This is a genomic window from Phenylobacterium sp. RIFCSPHIGHO2_01_FULL_69_31, assembly GCF_001824475.1.
In the GTDB taxonomy this organism is placed as follows: domain Bacteria; phylum Pseudomonadota; class Alphaproteobacteria; order Caulobacterales; family Caulobacteraceae; genus Phenylobacterium.
In genome coordinates, this window is the sequence record NZ_MHXN01000034.1 from 58,928 (window position 1) to 79,437 (window position 20,510).

At 68.3% G+C, this 20,510-nt stretch carries 15 protein-coding genes and 1 tRNA gene; 7 read left to right on the forward strand and 9 right to left on the reverse strand.

Annotated features, from left to right (window positions below; translation table 11 throughout):
- Window positions 1-76: 76 nt before the first annotated feature.
- Both A2790_RS18680 and A2790_RS18685 read right to left on the reverse strand, forming a co-directional pair.
- Window positions 77-3,211: a TonB-dependent receptor gene (locus A2790_RS18680; RefSeq protein WP_293394824.1), complete on the reverse strand. Its 3,135-nt coding sequence runs from the start codon at window positions 3,209-3,211 to the stop codon at window positions 77-79.
- A gap of 363 nt (window positions 3,212-3,574) precedes the next feature.
- A complete protein-coding gene (locus tag A2790_RS18685) occupies window positions 3,575-6,547 on the reverse strand; it encodes a TonB-dependent receptor (RefSeq protein ID WP_293394827.1) in 2,973 nt (990 codons plus the stop codon).
- Window positions 6,548-6,899: 352 nt separating this feature from the next.
- Here A2790_RS18685 and A2790_RS18690 point away from each other — a divergent pair, with 352 nt between their 5' ends.
- From A2790_RS18690 to A2790_RS18700, 3 genes are read left to right on the forward strand one after another with little or no spacing between them, the layout of a single operon-like run.
- A complete protein-coding gene (locus A2790_RS18690) occupies window positions 6,900-7,235 on the forward strand; it encodes an STAS domain-containing protein (RefSeq protein WP_293394829.1) in 336 nt (111 codons plus the stop codon).
- Window positions 7,236-7,255: 20 nt separating this feature from the next.
- The gene (locus A2790_RS18695; RefSeq protein WP_293394832.1) at window positions 7,256-8,218 is read left to right on the forward strand and encodes an MBL fold metallo-hydrolase; all 963 of its coding nucleotides are present in this window, start codon (window positions 7,256-7,258) and stop codon (window positions 8,216-8,218) included.
- Window positions 8,193-10,313, forward strand: coding sequence for a CHASE2 domain-containing protein (locus A2790_RS18700; protein ID WP_293394835.1), 2,121 nt, complete (start codon window positions 8,193-8,195; stop codon window positions 10,311-10,313). The genes A2790_RS18695 and A2790_RS18700 overlap by 26 nt, the downstream gene beginning before the upstream one ends.
- Here A2790_RS18700 and A2790_RS18705 read toward each other — a convergent pair.
- Both A2790_RS18705 and A2790_RS18710 read right to left on the reverse strand, forming a co-directional pair.
- Window positions 10,300-10,872, reverse strand: coding sequence for an OmpA family protein (locus A2790_RS18705; protein WP_293394838.1), 573 nt, complete (start codon window positions 10,870-10,872; stop codon window positions 10,300-10,302). The genes A2790_RS18700 and A2790_RS18705 overlap by 14 nt on opposite strands.
- Window positions 10,869-11,243 carry a FecR domain-containing protein gene (locus A2790_RS18710; RefSeq protein ID WP_293394841.1) on the reverse strand — a complete coding sequence of 125 codons (375 nt, stop codon included), beginning with the start codon at window positions 11,241-11,243 and terminating at the stop codon, window positions 10,869-10,871. The genes A2790_RS18705 and A2790_RS18710 overlap by 4 nt, the downstream gene beginning before the upstream one ends.
- Here A2790_RS18710 and A2790_RS18715 point away from each other — a divergent pair.
- Window positions 11,242-11,802: an ATP-binding protein gene (locus tag A2790_RS18715; protein ID WP_293394844.1), complete on the forward strand. Its 561-nt coding sequence runs from the start codon at window positions 11,242-11,244 to the stop codon at window positions 11,800-11,802. The genes A2790_RS18710 and A2790_RS18715 overlap by 2 nt on opposite strands.
- An 18-nt stretch (window positions 11,803-11,820) precedes the next feature.
- Here the strand turns inward: A2790_RS18715 and A2790_RS18720 are convergent, their stop codons facing one another.
- The 3 genes from A2790_RS18720 to cpdR form a co-directional block, all read right to left on the reverse strand.
- Window positions 11,821-12,678 carry a cistern family PEP-CTERM protein gene (locus A2790_RS18720; RefSeq protein WP_293394847.1) on the reverse strand — a complete coding sequence of 286 codons (858 nt, stop codon included), beginning with the start codon at window positions 12,676-12,678 and terminating at the stop codon, window positions 11,821-11,823.
- 197 nt (window positions 12,679-12,875) lie between these two features.
- Window positions 12,876-12,950: transfer RNA gene (locus A2790_RS18725), tRNA-Val, on the reverse strand.
- A gap of 69 nt (window positions 12,951-13,019) precedes the next feature.
- On the reverse strand, window positions 13,020-13,376 hold the full coding sequence (gene cpdR / locus A2790_RS18730; protein WP_293394850.1) for a cell cycle two-component system response regulator CpdR: 357 nt from the start codon (window positions 13,374-13,376) through the stop codon (window positions 13,020-13,022).
- A 102-nt stretch (window positions 13,377-13,478) separates the two neighbouring features.
- Here cpdR and A2790_RS18735 point away from each other — a divergent pair, with 102 nt between their 5' ends.
- Entirely contained in the window at window positions 13,479-14,384 is a 906-nt protein-coding gene (locus A2790_RS18735; RefSeq protein ID WP_293395089.1) for an N-formylglutamate amidohydrolase, read from the forward strand.
- On the opposite strand, the gene A2790_RS18740 is transcribed toward A2790_RS18735, so the two are convergent.
- Complete coding sequence (locus tag A2790_RS18740) at window positions 14,381-15,073, reverse strand: PEPxxWA-CTERM sorting domain-containing protein (RefSeq protein ID WP_293394853.1); 693 nt, start codon at window positions 15,071-15,073, stop codon at window positions 14,381-14,383. The genes A2790_RS18735 and A2790_RS18740 overlap by 4 nt on opposite strands.
- Before the next feature lie 143 nt (window positions 15,074-15,216).
- Complete coding sequence (locus A2790_RS18745) at window positions 15,217-17,244, reverse strand: ATP-binding protein (RefSeq protein WP_293394856.1); 2,028 nt, start codon at window positions 17,242-17,244, stop codon at window positions 15,217-15,219.
- Window positions 17,245-17,628: 384 nt separating this feature from the next.
- On the opposite strand from A2790_RS18745, the gene A2790_RS18750 reads away from it, so the two are divergent.
- Entirely contained in the window at window positions 17,629-18,339 is a 711-nt protein-coding gene (locus tag A2790_RS18750) for a response regulator transcription factor (RefSeq protein WP_293394859.1), read from the forward strand.
- 309 nt (window positions 18,340-18,648) lie between these two features.
- A complete protein-coding gene (gene typA, locus A2790_RS18755) occupies window positions 18,649-20,484 on the forward strand; it encodes a translational GTPase TypA (protein WP_293394862.1) in 1,836 nt (611 codons plus the stop codon).
- Window positions 20,485-20,510: the final 26 nt, after the last annotated feature.

Consider the following 20,510-nt stretch of genomic DNA (forward strand, 5'->3'; position numbering starts at 1 on the left):
CGTCGTCGCCGGCGCCCGCGGGAAAAAGGAGGGGCGCCGTCGCCGGCGCCCCTAGGCGGCCTTCCCGGGAGGAGGCCTAGAACCTCTTCTTCACGCCCAGTTCGAACACCCGGCCCAGCGGATTGCCCTGGGTGATGTCGTAGTTGTAGGGCGACGGCACGTACGGCGGATCCTTGTCGAACAGGTTCTGGATGCTGAACGTGATCACCGAGTCCCACGGCGCTTCCCAGCGCACGATCACGTCGTGCTGCCAGTAGTCGTTGGACTTGCCGACCGCCACCAGGTCCGCGCCCGAGGGTGAGCTGGAGTTCGGGACCGTGATGAAGAACGGCGAGCCGAAGGCGGGGGAGGTGCCCTCCGCATAGCGGATCTGCCAGCGCAGGCTGAACGGCCCCTTGTTGAACGCCGCGAAGGCGTTCCCCTTCAGCTCGGGATACGAGAAGAAGTCGTTGAGCACGTCGCTGAGCCCCGCCCGGTCTTCCGCCGGCGCGATATTGATCGTCGAGTTGCGAAGCGCGATGGCGCTGCGCTTGTACTCGATGAGGTAGGTCAGCTCGCCACCCACGGCCCAGGAGCCGCCGAACCAGCCGTCCCAGTCGTACTGCGCCCGGGCCTCGATGCCCGAGGTGTCGGTGTTGGGGCCGTTGATCGTGAAGCTGCGCAGGCGCGCCACATTGGCGGCCCCGCAGGTCCCGGCGAACGTGAAGCGCGCCTGCAGCTCGGCGAAGGCCGGGTTGCCGCAGTTCACGTTCGTGCCGCCCGGGAACATGGTCGCATAGAGGCGCGAGCCGCTTTCCTCGACGATCTCGTCCTTGAACTTGAAGTTGAAGTAGTCGACCGTCGCCGAGAACCCGCCCATCTCGAAGATGACGCCGACGTTGAAGGTGTCGGCCTTCTCGGGCTTCAGGTCCGGATTGCCGCAGGTCTGGAAGGCGCGATAGGCGCTGCCCAGGACCCGGACCCCGTTGTTGCAGCCATTCGTCGTCAGGCCGGGGCCCGGCGCGCGGAAGGTCGTGCTGGCGCTGCCGCGGAAGGCCAGCCAGTCGGTCGCCTGCCACTTCACCGCGATCTTCGGATTGGTCGTCGAGCCGATGCCGCCCTGGTAGTCCTCGTAGCGGATCGCGGCGCTGACATTCAGGTTGTCCAGGATCGGGATCTGGACCTCGCCGAACACCGCCTTGACGTTGGCGTCGTCGTCCCGGTCCACGGCCGAGCCGAAGAACTGCAGCGGTCCGCTCTCGTCGGCGCAGGCCGGACGGTCCGGGCACGGGTTCTCGTCGGCGTTGAAGTTGGCGCCGTACTTCCGAACCTCACGCGTGTAGCGATACTGCGCGCCCAGGGCCCAGGCGATGGCCCCGCCGGCGAGCTCGATGCCCGTCTCGCCGGAGAAGACCGCGTCGGCCACCACGATCTGGTTTGTCAGGACGTTGGTGTAGTTGCCGAACAGGCCCGCCACCACCAGCGGATCGTTGGCCACGGTCGGATTGAAATAGGGGTTGGCGGCCCCGTTCACGAGGCTGGTCTGCACCGCATTGCTGAAGGGGTTGAAGAAGTAGCAGCCCAGGGCCGCATTGCCGGCGCCGGTGGTGTAGTTCGCCGTCTCCGCCGCCGTGCAGGCGTTGGTCGCCCCGTCCTGGCTGCCGAAGCCACGCAGCGCGAGCTGCAGGTTCTTGACCAGGATGTCGTTGGTGTTGGTGGTGTTCTTCTGCTCCATGAAGGTCAGCGAGGTGTCGTAGTTGATCCCGCCGAAGATCTTGCCCTTGAAGCCGCCCGAAATCCGGTAGGCGTCGTTCACGATCGACTGGTGGTCGGCGCCGTCCTTGAACCGCGGGTTGCCGCCGAAGGCCAGGGCGCGCCAGCCCAGCTGGACGATGTCGACCCCACGCGCCCCGCCCGGCGAACCGGCCTGGGCGCCCGTGGTGCTGAACGCGCCGGCGCGGATGGCGGCGCATTCGGTGGCGGTCAGCGGCGCACGGCAGTCGTTCACCAGGGCCAGGAAGCCCGGGTTGTTCACCGGCACGTTGAAGGGCACCGCCAGGTTCGGGCCGTTGGGCGCGCCCGGCGAGAACGAGGTGCCGCCGTCGATCACCCGCGACGGGTACTGGGCCGTCAGGTTGGAGGGCGACAGCCGCTGCACCGGCGTGTCGTTCTTGGTCCAGGCCACCTCGCCGTGGAACGACATGTTCTCGGAGAGGTCGAAGTTCACCTCGCCGTAGAGCTGGTAGTGATCCTCGCGGTTTACGAGGTCGTTGAAGTTGGAGAACTGGAACCGGCAGCCGGTGCCCGTGCCCGAGGTGGCCGGCAGGTTCGCATTGACCGGTACGGCGAAGGTGACGGTCGGCGCCTGGTTCGGCTGGCCCGCCAGCGGGTTCGCGAAGCTGACGTTCCGGGTCAGCGTGCCACCCAGTTCCTGACAGCCGTTGTCGCGGAACGCGGTCGCGCCGGCCACGTAGAAGCCGGGGTTCGACGCCCCGGTGAAGCCCGCCGCGCCGGAGGAGCCGGCGAAGTCGAAGGGCCGCAGGGCGAAGTCACGCTTGTGGATGTCGAGGCGCGAGCGGTGGCGATAGCCGGCGGTGAACAGGACGTTGCCGTTGTCGAACTGCTTTCCCCACGCGGCGTTGGCGTTGTAGTCGCCGTTCGAGCCGTCGATCAGGGCGTATTCCCCGTCGATCTCCAGGCCGTCCAGATCCTTGCGGGTGATGAAGTTCACCACGCCGCCGATGGCGTCCGAGCCGTAGGTCGCCGCCGCGCCATCCTTCAGGATCTCGATCCGACCGACCGCGGCGGTGGGGATGAAGTTCAGGTTGGCGCCGCCGCCCTGGAAGGCCGCCACCGGGCTGTCGGCGAGCCGCCGCCCGTTCATCAGGGTTAGCGTCCGCGCCGCGCCGAAGCCCCGCAGGTTGATCGTCGCCGTGCCGGCGCCGCCGTTGTAGCGGTTGCTCTCGCCCAGCGACGACTGCGACGAGGTGATGGACTTCACCAGCTGGACCACCGTAGGCGAGCCTTGCTTCTCGAGGTCGGCGGTGGAGAGCACGTCGACCGGGCTGGCGGAGTCCTCGGGCGTCCCGGCAATGAAGGAGCCGGTGACGACCACTTCCTCGACCTCGGACGGGGCGGTCTGGCCGGCCTGGGCCGCCGCCGCGCCCGTGAGGCCGAGCGAAAACACGGCAGCCAGCATCGAGCCGCCGCAGAGATAACTGCGTCTGTTCATGGTTTTCCTCCCGCAAGGTCCGACCCGCATCTGGCGTGCGGGTTACGGGGCCCCTGGTGGAGCGATGATCACCTGAGATTCAGCGGCGCGCCACAGGATTCCGGTACGTCAACGTACCGCAACTCTGAATCTACAACCGGCCAGATTGCAGCCTGATGTGTGATATAGTTGCGTAAATTCAATCAGATGATGCCTAGCTACAGACCTTCGAGGCTCCGAAGCGGGGTACGCCGGAGCGTTGCAAGAAGGTTACAGAGCGGATCGATTTTTCGAAATCATGGTCTGGCTGAACGGCAGCGCGCGCAAAGAAGAACGCCGCCGGCGGGGCCGGCGGCGTCCAAATGCCCTCGGGGCGTCTTCGGCCTAGAAGCGCTTCTTGACGCTCACCTTGTAGGTGCGGCCGATCGCGCTGCCCGTGAACGGATCGTAGTTGAGGTCGAGCCGGGCAAACGCAGGGTCCTGGTCGAACAGGTTGTCCACCGACAGGGTCATGGTGGTCTCCCACGGCAGTTGCACCCGATAGTCGAGCTCAGCCAGGATCGTGGACTTGATGGTCTGGCCCTTGGTCTGCACCGCCCCGTTCACCGGGTTAGGCGCCAGGATCGAGGTCCGCTGGTCCTTGTAGGAGTCGATGTAGTTCAGCGTGAAGCGCAGGTTATGCGGCCCACGGCTGTACTCGGCGAACACCTGGCCCTTCCACTCGGGGAGGGACGTGGCGATGAGCTGGTAGTTCAGGAAACCGGCCGCATCGAAGGCCCGCTCGACCGTCACACCCTCGACGGTGAAGTCGCCGATCTTGTACTCGATCGTGTAGGTCGCCGAGCCGCCGATGCGGATGTCACCGCCCAGCACGTCGTCGAAGTCGTACTGACCCATGAAGTCGATGCCGGAGGTCTTGATCTTCGGCCCGTTCACCACCTGGGTCCGCACGCGCGAGATCGTCGCGGTCGAGCAGGCGCCCTGGAAGGTGAAGCGCGATTGCAGGCCTGCGAACGCAGCCTGGCCGCAGTTGGCCGTCGAGCCGCCCGGGAACATGGTGTTCACGATGGACGCCGAGGGCTCACCCACGATCGGGTCCTTGAAGTCGAAGCCCCAGTAGTCGATCGAGCCCTTGAAGTTGCCGATGTCGAAGATGCCGCCCACGCTGTAGGTGGTCGCCTCTTCCGGCTTGAGGTCCGGGTTGCCGAAGAAGTCGATGGCCCGGAAGGCGCCGGCGATGAAGCTCAGCGCCGTCACGCTGCCGGGCGCCAGGTTGGTCAGGGCCGGGCCGCGGAAGGTGGTGCCGATCGAGCCGCGCAGGGCGAACCAGTCGGCCATCTGCCACCGCGCCGAGATCTTCGGATTGGTGGTGGTGCCCACCGCCTCGTAGTCCTCGTGCCGGATGGCGGCCATGATCTGGATGTCGTCGGTGACCGGGATGCTCAGCTCGCCGAACACGGCCCAGACGTTGCGGTCCAGGTCCGCTTCCTCGCCCGTCCCCAGGAACATCAGCGGGCCGTTGCGCACCGCGCACGAACCCGTCCCGTTGATCGGGGTGTCGATGCAGGGCGAGGCGTCGATGTCGCTGAGATCGTTGTACTCGGACTCGAAGCCGTCCCGGCGGAACTGGACGCCCGCCGCCCAGGCGACGTCGCCGCCGGCCAGCTCGATGCCGGTCTTGCCGTTCAGGACCGCATCCCAGACGAAGGTGCGCTGGGTCTGCTTGGTCGAGACCTGCTGGAAGAACCAGCGGACCACATCGGGATTGTTCGCCGCCCCAGCCACGAAGCCGGGGTTCGTCTGGCCGGTGATGGCGTTGGAGGCGATCGCATTGGCGAAGGGGTTGAAATAGTAGCAGCCGAGCGCCGTGTTGCCGGCGCCCGTGGTGAAGTTGCCCGTCTCGGCCGCAGTGCATCCGCCGGCCGAGTCGCCGTTCAGGCTGCCGTAGCCGCGCAGGGCGAGCTGGAAGCGGGAGACGACGGTGTCGTAGCCCGTCCGGCGACCGGTCTCCTGGCCGTAGGTCAGGGCGACGTCGTAGCCGATGCCCATCCACGGCAGGTCGCCGCGCAGGCTGCCCGAGACCCGGAAGGCTTCGAACTGGCGCAGGCCCTCGGACGAGCCTTCGTTGCCGTCGAAGGCCGGGTTGCCGCCGAACGCCAGCGGGCGATAGCGCACGCCAGGCATGTGCAGGCCGATCGCGCCGGTCGGAATCAAGCCCGGGTTCGCCGCGGCCAGCGCCTGGAAGCCTGGGTTGCTGGCCGGGACGAAGTAGCCTGCGAGCAGCGCGGGAGGCAGGGTGGTGAAGGGATTGGTGAGCGACGTGGGCGTCTGCAGCGACAGGTACGACGGCGACGTCTTCCAGTTCGGCACGTCGGTCTTGGCGTAGAGCGCCTCGATGTGCAGCCGGTGGCCCTCGGCCAGGTCCGCATTCACCTCGCCGTAGAGCTGGAGCCGATCCTCGCGTTCGATCAGGTTGTCATAGTCCACATAGTGGAACAGGCAGGCCGGCAGGCCGCCAGGCTGGACGATGCCGCCCAGGGCGTTGCAGCTCGCGTTGTCCGCGCGGAAACCGGTGGCGGCCGGCGTTCCGCCGATGGGGAAGAACGGCGCGATCGAGCTGCCGGCGGACCAGCCGCCTTCCGGGTTGGTGAAATAGTCGCGCGAAGCCCAGTCGCGGTCCGTGGTCTTCAACTCGGAGCGGTGCTGGTAGCCGATGCTGAGGAGGATGTTGCCATTCTCCCAGGCGTGGCCCCACAGGCCCGTGGCGTCGTAGTTGCCCTTGGAGCCGTCGATCAGCGTGTAGCTGCCGCCGACCTCAAACCCCTCGAAGTTCGTCCGCGTGATGAAGTTGACCACGCCGCCGATGGCGTCCGACCCGTAGGTGGCCGCGGCGCCGTCCTTCAGCACTTCCACCCGGCCGATGGCGGCCGTGGGCAGGGTGTTGGTGTCGACGATGCCCGCGCCGGCCTGGCCGAAGGGGTTGGGCGACATGCGCCGGCCGTTCAGCAGCACCAGGGTCCGCTGGGCGCCCAGGCCCCGCAGGTTGACCGAACCCGAGCCTTCCGAACCCTGCGCCCGCGGGTCGAACTGGTTCGTGTCGCCCAGCACGCCGCTGGAGACCGAGAGCTGCTTGATGAGTTCGAGGGTGGACGGCGCACCCTGTTTCTCCAGGTCCTCCTGGCTGATCACGTCCACCGGCAGGGCGGCGTCCTCAGGCGTGCCGCGAATGAATGAGCCCGTGACGACGACTTCCCCGATCTCGGTCGGCGCGGTCTGGGCGGTGGCTTGGGTGGAGATGCCGAGCGCCACGGTGGCGGCCAGCACGGAAGCGCTGCAGAAGAACCTGCCTTTGGTCATCAAATTTCCTCCCCTCGGCAGCCTCTGATGTCGGGCCGTCCTGAGTGGAGGGATATTGAGGCTCTTTGTTTCAGCTTCGCCACTGGAATTTCGTTGTTCGCTCTGCAAGGACTGAAAGAGCGGCGTTCGCGCAACACCTTGTCGCATAAGGGTTTGCGCGTTTTTTAGGCGTTGCGATCCCGGCGGCCTGGGCGCCCGATCTTCGAAAATCGGCGCCTTGATGTCAGTTCGGCCGCAAGAATCGCCGCCTGCCCGCACGGCGCGAATCCTGTTGCGGGCGGCCGGCGCCGCCTTCAGTTTGCCCGAGCGGCTGCCTCGCGTGTCGAAGGGGCGGACCGGCTCGGGGGCTGGCATGGATTTGGTGTGGCGGGTCCGCACGGCGGGCGGCAGGCTGGTGGGAGAGCCGGCGGGCCGCGTGGACGAAACCACTTGGGAGGCGTTCTCGGCCCATTTGACGGCGGCCGTGCGCGAGGCCTCCGCGGCCGGGGCGCCGCTGATCCTCGACCTCAGCCAGCTGGACTACATGTCCTCGCGCGGGCTGCGGGCCCTGACCATCGCCCGGCGCGAGGCCGGCGCCCAGACGTCGATCACGCTCGCCGCGCCCAACGCCCGGATGCGGGAGATCTTCGCCATCAGCCGCTACGACAAGCTGTTCGCGATCGTCGACGACGTCGATTCGGACGCGTGACGGCGACAGGGGAGCTTTCGATGCTGGTACGCTTCTGGGGCACGCGCGGCTCCCTGCCGGTCGCGCAACGGGCCGACGCCATCCAGGCCAAGATCGCCCATGCCCTGGTGGCCGCCGGCGGCCGCAGGTTCGCTGACGAGGCCGAAGCGGACGCCTTCGCCCGGGCGAACCTCGATTTCGCCGCCTATGGCGCCTATGGGGGCGCCACCAGCTGCGTGGAGATCGAGGGGGCCGATGGCGCTTTCCTGGTCTGTGACCTGGGCTCGGGCCTGCGCGAGTTCGGCATCGACTCGGTCCGGCGGATCGCCGGCGGCCACCCGCCGGTCTATCACGTCTTCCTGTCCCACCTTCACTGGGACCACATCATGGGCTTCCCGTTCTTCGGGCCAGCCTTCAACCCCGCCGCGACCATCGTGATCCACTCCGGCCATGCCGACGCGGAAACCGCGCTGCGCCGCCAGCAGGAGGAGATCTCCTTCCCGGTGCCCTTCGACTGGCTGCGGGCGAAGTTTCAGTTCGTCGTCCATCCGCCAGGCCAGCCGTTCGACGTCGCCGGCGTCACCGTGACCCTGGTGGCCCAGCACCACAGTCACGACTCCTACGGCTATCGCTTCGAGAAGGGCGGGCGCGCGGTCATCTATTCCACCGACAGCGAGCACAAGGTGGAGAACATGGACGCCGAGGCGGCGTTCGAAGGCTTCTTCGCCGAGGCCGACCTGGTGATCTGCGACACCATGTATTCCCTCGGCGACACGGTCAGCCTCAAGCAGGACTGGGGGCACTCGTCCAACATCGTGGCCGTGGACCTGTGCCATGCCGCCGGCGCCAAACGACTGGCGCTTTTCCACCACGAACCGACCTATACCGACCAGGACATCCAGCGCATGCACGCCGAGACTGTCCGCTACGAGGAGCTGGTCCGCGCCGATCGGCCTCAACTGGAGGTGATCTGCGCCTATGACGGTCTCGAGGTCGCAGTCTGACGCCCTGAGCGAGCTGGACGACGGGGCCAGGCTCCGCGTCCGCATCGCCGGGCTGAGTGCGGCCCTCGCGGTCGCGGTGATGGTGCTGTTCGGCGGCCACCTGCTGCGCCAGCCGCTGTTCGATGCGTTCCAGACCGTCGCACCCGCCCCCGACGTCTCGCGCCGGGTCCATGTGGTGGTGATCGACGCCGACAGCCTGCGCGACGTGGGCGGCTGGCCTTGGACGCGCTTTTATCTCGCCCGTCTCGTCGAGCAGATCGCCGACCGCGGCGCCGCGGTCATCGGCTTCGACATGCTGTTTCCCGAGCCGGACCGCCTGGCCCCTTCGGAGTTCACCAGCCTCTACAGCGAGCTGCCGCCCGGGGTGGCGCAGGAAATCCGTGACCTGCCGTCCATGGACGCGGTGTTCGCGCGGGTGATCGGGCGCAACCCGGTGGTGCTGGCCCGGGCCGGCGTCACGCGCGAATCGTTCGATCTAACCGAGGGCGCCGGCCCGCCCCTGCCCCCCGAGGCCCAGTTCTCGGGAGCCGTCCCCGCCGACCTGCTGACCTATCCGGCCGTGGTGACCAACATCCCCCTGCTGGACGGCGCCCCGCTGGGCCATGGCCTGGTCAACGGTGAGCGCGACGCCGACGGGCTGGTCCGCCGGGTGCCCTTGCTGGCCCGGGCCGCAGGCCATGTGACGCCGGGGTTCGCCGTCGAACTGGTGCGCGCGGCGGAGGGCGCCGACAGGATCGAGCTCGAGACGCGGGCCGGCCGCCTCGAGGCGGTGAAGATCGGCCGCCACCGGGCGCCCGCTGGCCCGGACGGCCAACTGCTGCTGCGGTTCGGCGACTGGCGCACGACCCAGACCACATCGGCGGTCGACGTCCTGCGCCAGGGGCAGAGGCCCGACCAGTTCAAGGACCAGATCGTGCTGATCGGCCTGGCCGCCGCCGGCACCTCTGACGTCACCAGCACGCCGCGGGCCAAGGCCATCTACGGCGTCTATGTCCAGGCCCAGGCGGTGGATTCCATCCTGCGCGGCACGGCGCTGCGGCGGCCCGGCTGGGCGGCTCCGGTCGAATGGGGGATCGGCCTGGCCCTGGTGCTGCTGTCGCTGTTCGGGGTCCCGCGGGCGCCCATGGGGCCGGTCATCGTCGGCGCCGCGGTCGAGATCGCCCTGGCCCTGGGAGCAAGCTGGCTGGCCTTCCAGAACAACCTGCTGCTGGACCCCTTCCCCATGCTCCTGCCGGGAGCCGCCAATTCGGCGGTTATGGTCGCCCTGCTGTTCGTGGAAGGCCGCCGGGTCCAGGCCCGCCTGCGCGGCGCGCTGGAGGACGAGCGCCTGACCGCCGCGCGCATCTCGGGCGAACTCGCGGCCGCCAGCGAGATCCAGTCCGGCATGCTGCTGCCCAGGGCGGACCTCCCCCGCATCTCGCCTGCCGTCGAGATCGACGCGGTGCTGCAGTCGGCCAAGACCGTCGGCGGCGACCTCTACGACGCGTTCCCGTTCGACGACGGCCGCGTCTGTTTCCTGGTGGGCGACGTCACAGGCAAGGGCGTGCCCGCCTCGCTGTTCATGGCGCTCTCCAAGGCCCTGTCGCGCAGCCTGCTGATGCGGCCAAACACCAGCCTCTCGGCGGCGGTGGCCGAGATCAACGCCGAGCTCTCGCGGGACAATCGCCAGGCCATGGCCGTCTCGCTGCTGGTGGGCGTCCTGCATCCGGCCGACGGCCGGCTGGACCTCTGCTGTGCCGGTCATGAGAACCCGCTGGTGGTCGACGCCGCCGGGACCGTCCGCGAGCTGACGCTCGACGGCGGGCCGCCGCTTTGCGTGGCCGAGGACTTCCCCTACCCGGAGGAGGTGCATCGTCTGGCGCCCGGCGAGACCCTGATCGCCTTCACCGATGGTCTCAGCGAAGCGCAGGCTCCGGATGGATCGCTCTTCCGCCGCGAGCAGGTGTTGGCGGCCCTCGGCGCGGCGTCGAAAGCGCCCACGCTGGGCGGCCTGGTCGACGAGCTGGTCCGGCAGGTCCGCGCCTTCGAGGCCGGCGGCGAGCCCAGCGACGACCTCACCGTGATGGCCGTGCGGCTGCGCCCTACCGCAGGATGACTTCCACGCGGCGGTTGGCGGGCTCGGCGACGTTGTCGTCCGTCGGCACGCGCAGCTCCCGCTCGCCGCGGCCCACCACCTTGGCGTTCTCGAACGGCAGGCCCTGTTTCACGAGCGCGGCGCGGATCTCGACCGCCCGCTCGAAGGACAGCTTGTCGTTGACCTCGTCGGCGCCCGTGGTGTCGGTGTGACCGGTGATCTGCACCTCGTCGTCCGGCTGGGCCGCCTGGCGCAGCGCCTCGAGGATGGGCAAGGACTCGGGCGTCAGGTCGGTCGAGCCCTCGACGAAATACATCACGTAGGCCCGGGGCGCGAAGGGCGACCAGGCCATGAGGTTAGTCCAGAAGCCCTGCTTCGCCGGCCGGGCCTTCACCGCCCTGCCGCCCACGCGGGCGCGGGTGTCGCCGGAGGTCAGCGCGCCGACCTCCCGGCCGGTCTTGGGGTCGAACACCGCCACCGACCCGGACGTGCTGGTCCCCGCGTCGTTGAGCAGGGTCACGTCCGACGTGGCGCAGCCGCCGAGGAGGCCGGCCAGGGCCAGCGCAGGCAGGAGCCTCACTTCACCTCCACCACGAAGGTTGTGCCCCGGGCGGCCAGCAGGGACGTCGGCGTCCGCACCTTCATGGCGTCCTTGTTCTCTTTGGCGATCTGGCCGGAGACGACGCCCAGCGTCCCCCGATCCACCGTCGTCAGCGACTTGCCCTTGTGGGTCGTGTCGTCGAACTCGAACTGGCTCAGCGCCACCCGGCTGTTGGGACCGACCGCGAAGCGGCTGTTGTCTATGAAGGTGATGCCGATCCGGCCGTTGCCGCCGGTGGTCAGCACATCGCTCACCAGAAGCTGGTAGCCCGGGGTCGCCGGCTTCACCTGCTTGCCGCGCAGGACCGAGGCATTGCCGGTCACGGTCTTGATCCGCCCAATCTCGGCCATGGCAAAGCCTGGCGTCGACAGCGCACACGCCATCAGCAATCCTGCGACCCACGCCCTGCGCATGCGCGCCTCCCTGAAACACGGTTCTCTCATAGCCCAGCTCCCGGTCCTTGCCCAATCCCCCTGCGTCGTCCGCGCACGGCCGGCCGCCGATCGGGGCGCCGTGGGCCGCGCCCTGGCCGCGACGCGCGCGTTCTGCCAGCAGGCGGAGCTCGGCCGCGATGCCGCCGAGCGCCTGGTGATCGTCGTGGAGGAGTGGGTCGCCAATGTGGTGGAGCATGGCGCCCCGCCGCCGGGCAGCCGCATCGGCCTGCGGCTGGTCCAGGGCTCCGGCGCGATCCGGATCACCATGACCGACGCCGGTCGGCCGTTCGATCCGCGCCAGGAAGCCTTCAAGGGCCCGAACCTGGAGCGGGGGGGCGGCGCGGGCCTGGAACTGCTGCGCGCCTGGAGCCGGGTGGCCGCCTATGGCTCCAGGGCCGGCCGCAATCGGCTGGTGCTGCAAATGCCGTACAGAAACGAGGGCGGCGGCGGGCATAACCCGCCGCCGCCGGTGTGACATCGCCTTCGGTGGCGTTTAGGCCGCCAGGCGGCGCCGGGAGCGGATCATCGCGCCGGTGGCGCCGAAGCCCAGCAGCATCATCGCCCAGGTCGCGGGTTCCGGGACCCACGCCACCGGCAGGCCGTATCCGCCGGATTCGTCGTGGCCGCAGCCCCGGCCGTGCTGGTGACCGTAGCCGTACTTGCTCGACCGGGCGCCTGGCACGTCGAACTCGACGCCCTGGTAGGCGACGATCGGGTTGTACAGGCTCAGGGTGTCGATGCCGTACTTGAAGTTCAGCTTGAACGAGCCGTCCGCCCATTCGCCGATTTCCGGACCGGCGTTGGTTCCCGGGTCGCAGTTGCTCGAAGTGCTGGACCCCTTGGTCGTCAGGCAGACGTCGAAGTCATCGTCGACCAGATAGCTGTTGGTGGGATCGAAATCGCCGCGCCCCACGGTGCGATATTCACCGTCGATGATGACCGCGCCCTTGAAGCTCTTCTCGACGCCGTTCTTCGTGCCGTCGACGTCGAAGGCGATGGCGGCGACCCGTGATTCGTCCACCCATTGATCGGACGCATTCTCCACCAGGTAGTCGAAGGTCCACGACTTGCCGTCGGAGCTGATGTCCGAGAGCTTGTAGAGCACGGTCGAGGCCAAGCCCGGGAGCGGCACGTTCCCGCTCATGTAGTCGTCGGTGTAGCCTTCGAAATAGATGCGGTACCAGCTGCCGACGCTGTCCAGGCCCCAGTCCAGCTTGGTGGACGACGTCCACTCCGCACCCCAGATCTGCGTGCCGTTCCAGTCGACCAGGTCCCAGTCTCCGGCGAGAGCCGGCGCCGAGAGTGTCGATATGGCGAGCGATAGCGCCGCCAAGGCGGACTTGTTGAACATGATGAGTGCCCCGTCCCCGTTCCGGGCGGCCGGAATGGCCGTGGGCGGGCATTAACCACTTAGGTTGCTAAGGCAAAGCTCGTTCGCCCCGCGGGCGAGCGTCGGCTGGCCGACATTCTCTCATAAGGCGAGACTTGTACCGGCTATCGCGTGGCGCGAACAATGATCGCGAGCGCTGAACTGGTGAAGGAAAAGGATGGTGGACGTGACAGGGATTGAACCTGTGACCCCCTCGATGTCAACGAGGTGCTCTCCCGCTGAGCTACACGTCCGTACCTTCGGGAAGGCGGGGATATACAGATCGGCCCCCGGCTTAGCAAGCGGGGCCGAAGCGCCCTTTTTCAGGCGGCGATCATCCGCTCCACCTCGGAGACGATCTCGCGCAGGTGGATCGGCTTGGACAGCACCTTGGAGCCGGCCGGCGCCTGTTCGCCGGCGGCCAGCGCCACGGCGGCGAAGCCGGTAATGAACATGATCCGCAGCCCGGGATGCTTGGCAGCCGCCTGGCGCGCCACCTCGATCCCGTCGAGGCCCGGCATGACGATGTCCGTCAGCAAGAGGTCCCACGGCTCGTCGAGGTAGGCTACCGCCTCCTCGCCATCGGCGCAGGAGGTCACCTCGTGGCCGGCGCGTTCGAGCGCGCGGGCCAGGAAGCCGCGGAGGGAATCGTCGTCTTCGGCGAGGAGGATGCGTGACATGGCTGCTGAACGCTTGATCGCTCACAATAGCTAGCGAAGGGTAAAGGGGGAATGAAGGGGGCGGTTTGACGCTGGGGGCCGCTCCAGCGTTGAATGGAGATGATGAACGCCCTGGATCCCCTGCCCGGAGACGCGCCGCCCGCCATCGGCGATGCGTTCGAGGTCCGCCGGGCCGGGCCGGAGGGCAAGCCGCCCACTCCGCTGGTGTTCGCCTCACCGCATTCGGGCCGTCTGTACCCCGAGGACATGATGTCGGCCGCCGCGCTGGATGCGGTGTCGATCCGCCGCTCGGAGGACGCCTTCGTCGACGACCTGATCGCGCAGGCTCCGGCCCACGGGGCGGCGGTGATCACCGCCAACTTCGCCCGCGCCTACATCGACCTGAACCGGGAGCCGTTCGAACTGGACCCCGGCATGTTCTCGGACCAGCTGCCCGAGTTCGCCCGCGCCCGCACGGCGCGCGTGGCCGCGGGTCTGGGCGCGATCGCCCGGGTGGTTTCGGAAGGCCAGGAGATCTATCGCCGCAAGCTGACCTTCGCCGAGGCGCGGCGCCGGATCGACGGCGCGCACCGCCCCTATCACGCGGCGCTGTCCGGCCTGATCGAGGAGGCCAGGGCCGCCCACGGCTTTGCGATCCTGGTGGACTGGCATTCGATGCCCGCGGCGGCGGCCCGGGCGGCAGGCCGCGAGCGGCCCTGCGACATCGTGCTCGGCGACCGGTTCGGGGCCGCCTGCGCCGGGGTCCTGCCCACGCGGGTCGAGCGGGAACTGGAGGCCATGGGCTATCGGGTCACCCGCAACATGCCCTACGCCGGCGGCTATACCACCGAGCACTATGGCCAGCCGGGGCGCCGGGCGCACGCCCTGCAGATCGAAATCAACAGGGCGCTGTACCTGGACGAGGCGACGCTCGCGCCGACCTCAGGGTTCGAGACGTTGCGGGCCCATGTGGAGCAGCTGACCCGAGCCCTGGCGACGGCGGACTGGTCCGCGCTGAAGGCCTCCTAGACGGCGGCCAGGGCCGCCCGGCGGCGGCGCATCATCGTCCCGGCGGCGCCGAATCCCAGGATCATCATCGCCCACGTGGCCGGTTCCGGCACGGCGCCCGCGCCAGGGCCGCTCATAATCACATTGTCGAGCTTCACGGTGTCCACGTTGGGGCTCCAGTCGGCGTAGATCTCGATCTGCCGAAGGTCGGCCATGATGGACTGGAAGACGTCGTCCGAGACGCGGGGCCCCTGGTTGACGTCGCTGCCGGTCTGAAAGCTGGAGGTCGACAGACTGACGTTGAACGAGCCAAGCTGAGGCGACGGCCCCCCGGCCAGGTTGCCGAACATCCTCAACCCGTTCTTGCTGCTGAACACCACCAGCGGACGCTTGCCGGAATAGTCGTTGAATGCAGACGAGAGGTCGAAGGTTAGCGACCCGCCGATGAAGTCGGACTTGTCGCCCAGAAACTTGGCAGGGGCGATGTACCCCCAGCCCGCGAAGCCATACGTGGACGTGATGAGGTCGCCGGCGGCGTCATAGGTCACCGGCAACACGTTGCCGCCCACGCTCTGCCAGGAGCCATAACCCCAGCCGTCGGCGTCGGTGTCGAAGGTGGAGGACACGGTCGTCGCGGCGCCGGCCTGGCCGGCGAGAGCCACGGCGGCGGCGAGGGCCAGCGCGCCCAGGCCCGTCTTCAGTCGGTTCATAGTGCTTATCCCAAGGCTCGCCGCGAAGACCGCGGCTGTCGCCCGAGGACTAGGATCGGCGAGCGTTCGGCGTCCCCCGCGCACCGACCAACGGCCAGGACGGTCGACGAAGGGGGGCGATTTCGCCTCGCAGGCGAGCGCGCCTAGGTCGTCTTGGCGGCGACCCCCGCCACATAGGTGATCAGGCCCCCTGCGTTGATCGGCTTGGTGAGAAAGGCGTCGGCCCCGGCGGCGTCGGCGGCTTCCTTGTGCTCGTCCATGGCGTTCGCGCTGAGCACGCATATCGGCGTACGCGTCCGGCCGAACTCGCGTTCGATCTCGCGGATCGCCCTTATGGCGGCAAGGCCGTCCATCACCGGCATCTGCATGTCCATCAGGACAAGATCGAAGGCCTGGCCCGCGAAGACCTCGACCGCCTCGCGGCCGTTCTCCACGGCCACGATCTCCACCGGCAGTTCCTCGAGGATCAGCTCGACGGTCATGCGGTTGATCAGGTGATCCTCGGCCAGGAGGAGCCTGAGCGGACGCATGGAGCCGTCGATGGCCGACGACTGGACCACCTCCAGGATCGGCCCGTCCTGGACCACGCGTCGCAGCGGAAGCTCGACCTTGAACGTCGCGCCCCGCCCGGGCGCCGAGGTCGCGGAGATCGTCCCGCCCATCAGCGTCGCCAGGGATTTCGAGATCGCCAGGCCCAGGCCTGTGCCGCCGTACTGACGCGTGACCGAGCCGTCCGCCTGTTCGAAGCGCTCGAACAGCGTCTCGGCCGCGTCCGGCGGGAAGCCGATGCCCGTGTCGCGGACGGCGAAGCGCACGCGCTCGCGACCGTCCGGCAGGGGCGCGCCGGTCACCGAGAGCCGCACCTCTCCCCGGGCGGTGAACTTGACCGCGTTGCTGACCAGATTGGACAGCACCTGGCGGATCCGCAGCTCGTCGCCGATGAACCGGTCGCGCGACGCCTCGTCCAGCTCCACGAGCAATTCCACGCCCTTCTCGGCGGCGCTGGCCTGGAATAGCTCGGCGATCTCGCGCACGGCGTTCGCCAGGTCGAAGCGCTCCTCGCGAATGGAAACGCGCCCGGCATCGAGCTTGGCCAGGTCGAGGATGTCGCTCAGCAGCCGTTCCAGCGCGCGGCCCGACCCCTCGATCAGGTTGACCATATGCCGCTGCTTTGGCGCCAGGTCGGTGCGGGCCAGGGCGCCGGCGATGCCCAGCACCCCGTTCAACGGCGTCCGGATTTCGTGGCTCATGTTGGCCAGGAACACCGATTTCGCCAGGTTGGCCTTCTCCGCCTGTTCGCGCGCCGCGATCAGGCGAAGTTCCGTGTCCCGCCGTTCCGACAGGTCGCGCACGATGGCGGTGAACGCGTCTCCCGTAGCGGTGTCCAACACCGCGAGCGACACTTCGGCCGGGAACTCCTCGCCCGACCGCCGCCGCCCGACGATCGGGGCGCGGTCGTGCATGCGTAGGCTCCTGGCGCCGCCGGCAGAGAACGCGGCCACGTGTTGCTCGTGCGCAGACCTGTGCCGTGCGGGCAGCAGCTTCTCGACCGGCTGCCCCAGCACCTCGCCGGCGGCATAGCCGAAGGTTTCCTCCGCGCCGACGCTGAAGGCGATAATCCGGGCGGTCTGGTCGGTGACCACGATGGCTTCCGGCGAGATCGTCAGCATGGCGGCCAGGGTGTTGGCGCTGCGGCGGGCCGCCTCCTCGGCCGCGCGCACGCCGGTCACGTCCTGGACGGCTCCGAACATCAGCGTCGGGGCGCCGTCGGGCCCGAACTCCACCTCGCCGCGCTCGCGCATGATCCGCTCGCCGCCGTCCGCGAGCGCGACCCGGTAGTCGAGGTCATAGGCCTCCTCGCCCGCCAGGGCGCTGCGCACGCGCGCCCGCACGCGCTCGCGGTCCTCGGGATGGATGAGGTCCAGCACCTGGTCGAAGGTCGGTCGGAAGGCGCAAGGGGCCAGGCCGAACAGCCGATAGACCTGGGCGGACCAGAGGAGCCGTTCGCGCGGGACATCCGCTCGCCAGCTCCCGGTGTTGGATAGGCGCTCCGTGCGGTCGAGATGCTTCAGCAGGGCCGCCGCGTCGCCGGAGGCGGGCGTCCCCTCTGGAGGCCAAAGGTCGACCGGCCGCCGCGATCCGCCGGACGGCGTGCGCCTCGGAACCTTCAACCGCGCGGCCTCCTGCAAGGTTGGGGATGACACCGGTGACAGGCGGCGAGCCGTTTGCGGGGCGCGCCCCGCGCGGCGCGGGCCTGCCGCTCTTCATGCCAGCCCATATCGTGCTCCCACACAAGATGAGTATATGACCGCAGTAGCCGGCGATTTTCCAATAACAGTCAACCCAGCCGATAGTTCTATGAAAGAGGATATAGGCCTATAACTTTAGATATGCCTCGCGCCGTTCGCCTTGGGGGCGAAAATTTCGTCCGTGATTTAACCACAGGTCGCGGCGTGTCTCTGCTCAAGTGGCGTTCGCCGATTCTGGATTGATTTTGATCTACCCGCTCATTACCCACGTACGCCGTAAGGATATTCTGAGGGGAGGCGGCGCTGGTGCTGGCGGCGGTCAAGAGTGCGGGCCGTCCGCGTCGGGGCGCGGATCCTTGCGACGGCGAGACGTCGCCGCCGCGGGAGGGCGCGACGCTCGCCGCACTCATCGTCGAAGAGAAGCCGATCTGCCGCCTGGCCATCTGCGGCCTGGTCGCCGACGTCCTGGGCTCGGGCGAGGTCGGCTTCGCCAGCTCGATGCTGGAGGCTCACCGCTTCGCGCGTCATGGCCGCGCCGGCCTGCTCCTCGTCGACCTGTTCTCGATCGACTTCGACTTCGAGGGCCTGCGACGGCTCATCGCCCTGAGCCAAGCGCCTGCGATCGCCATCGACGACCGGCCCAACCCGAGTTTCGCAGCCCTGGCGCAGATGGCCGGGACCCGCGGCTATGCCTCGAAGAACTATGAGCTCGACAAGTTCCGCAGCGTGATCCGGGCGGTGGTGGAAGGTGGCGCCCACTTTCCGTATGAGACCTCCGCCCGGCCGCGACGCTCGGCGCCGGCCAACCGCCAGCTCGGGCTCTCGCCTCGCCAGCTGGACGTGCTCAAGTGCATCGCGGTCGGAATGAGCAACCAGCAGATCGCGAGTTCGCTGGGCATCACCCTGGGTACCGTGAAGCTCCACATCCACGCGATCCTGCGGCTCACCGGCACCCGGAACCGCACCGAGGCGGCCCTGATCGCCGGCCGCTTCCTGGCCCCGACCATCGAGGACTGAGCCCGCAGACGGGCCAAAAAAAAGCCGCGCCATCGCGCGCGGCAGTTCAAATCAGGGAGGAAACGCCCAGGAAGGGCGAGAGCGTCAGAGACGCCCTATGACGCTGAAGCTAGTGTGCGGCGCACAAAAATGCAAGCGCCTCTGAGAATCTTTTGTGTCGCGCGCCTGTGCCGCAGCTGTTTTCTCAGCGGAAACAGGATATCACGTTACGTAATCAACCTAAGGCGTTAGGTGCGGCGCACAACAGGCTGGCGGTCTGCCGCGGCTTCCCCTACAAGCGCGCGCCTCCTGAAAGAGACTGCCCTCCCTATGTCGCTCCGAAACATCGCCATCATCGCCCACGTCGACCACGGCAAGACCACGCTGGTGGACCAGCTGCTCGCCCAGTCCGGCGTCTTCCGAGCCAACGAGGCGACGGTCGAGCGGGCGATGGACTCCAACGACCAGGAGCGCGAGCGCGGCATCACCATCCTGGCCAAGTGCACCTCGGTGCTGTGGAACGGGGCGGCCGGCGAGACCCGGATCAACATCATCGACACCCCCGGCCACGCCGACTTCGGCGGCGAGGTGGAGCGGATCCTGGGCATGGTGGACGGCTGCGTCCTCCTCGTCGACGCCGAGGAAGGCGTCATGCCCCAGACCAAGTTCGTGCTAGGCAAGGCGCTGAAGATGGGCCTGCGCCCCATCCTCTGCCTCAACAAGGTGGACCGCCCGCACGCCGACCCGGACCGGGTGCTGAACGAAGCCTTCGACCTCTTTGCCGCCATGGGCGCCACGGACGAGCAGCTCGACTTCCCGCACATCTACGCCTCGGGCAAGAACGGCTGGGCCACGCTGGACATGGCCAAGCCCAACGACAACCTGGGCCCCCTCTTCGACCTGATCGTCGACCACGTCCCGCCGCCGAAGGCCGAGCAGCGGAAGGACGAGCCCTTCCAGATGCTGTCGGTGCTAATCGAAAGCGACCCGTTCCTGGGCCGCCTGCTGACCGGCCGTATCGAGAGCGGCAAGGCCGTGCCCGGCATGGCCATCCACGCCCTCAGCCGCGACGGCAAGGAAATCGAGCGCGGCCGCATCACCAAGGTGCTGGCCTTCCGCGGCCTGAAGCGCCAGCCGATCGATGGCGGCGCCGAGGCCGGCGACATCGTCGCCATCGCCGGCCTGTCGAAGGCTACCGTGGCCGACACCCTCTGCGCCATGGACGTCACGGAGGCCCTGCCGGCCCAGCCGATCGACCCGCCGACCATCTCGATGACCGTCTCGGTCAACGACAGCCCGCTGGCCGGGCGCGAAGGCGACAAGGTGCAAAGCCGCGTCATCGCCGCGCGCCTGCTGAAGGAAGCCGAATCCAACGTGGCCATCCGCGTCACCGAGACGTCCGAGAAGGACGCCTTCGAAGTGGCCGGCCGCGGCGAACTGCAGCTGGGCGTGCTGATCGAAGGGATGCGCCGCGAGGGCTTCGAGGTCTCGATCAGCCGCCCCCGCGTGGTGTTCCAGACCGACCCCGAGACGGGCGAGCGGCTGGAGCCGATCGAGGACGTGATGATCGACGTGGACGACGAGTTCACCGGCATCGTCATCGAAAAGCTGTCGGCCCGTAAGGCCGAGCTGAAGGACATGGGACCGTCCGGCGCGGGCAAGACCCGCATCAGCCTGATGAGCCCGTCGCGCTCCCTGATCGGCTATCAGGGCGAGTTCCTGACCGACACCCGCGGCTCGGGCGTGCTGAACCGCGTGTTCAGCCACTACGAGCCCTACAAGGGCGCTATCGACGCCGGCCGCAAGGGCGTGCTGGTGTCCAACTCCGACGGCGAGACCGCAGCCTATGCGCTGTGGAACCTGGAAGAGCGCGGCACCATGTTCGTGGGCGCCGGCGAGAAGACTTATCAGGGCATGATCATCGGCGAGAACAGCCGTTCGGACGACCTCGACGTCAATCCGATGAAGGCCAAGCAGCTCACCAACGTCCGCGCCTCGGGCAAGGACGAGGCGGTGCGCCTGACCCCGCCCCGGAAACTGACCCTCGAACAGGCCATCGCCTACATCGAGGAGGACGAACTGGTGGAAGTGACGCCCAAGTCGATCCGCCTGCGTAAAAAGGTCCTGAACCCGTCGTTCCGCAAGAAGCGCGTCAAGGACGAGTAGACAACGCCGCCACCTGCGTGACACGG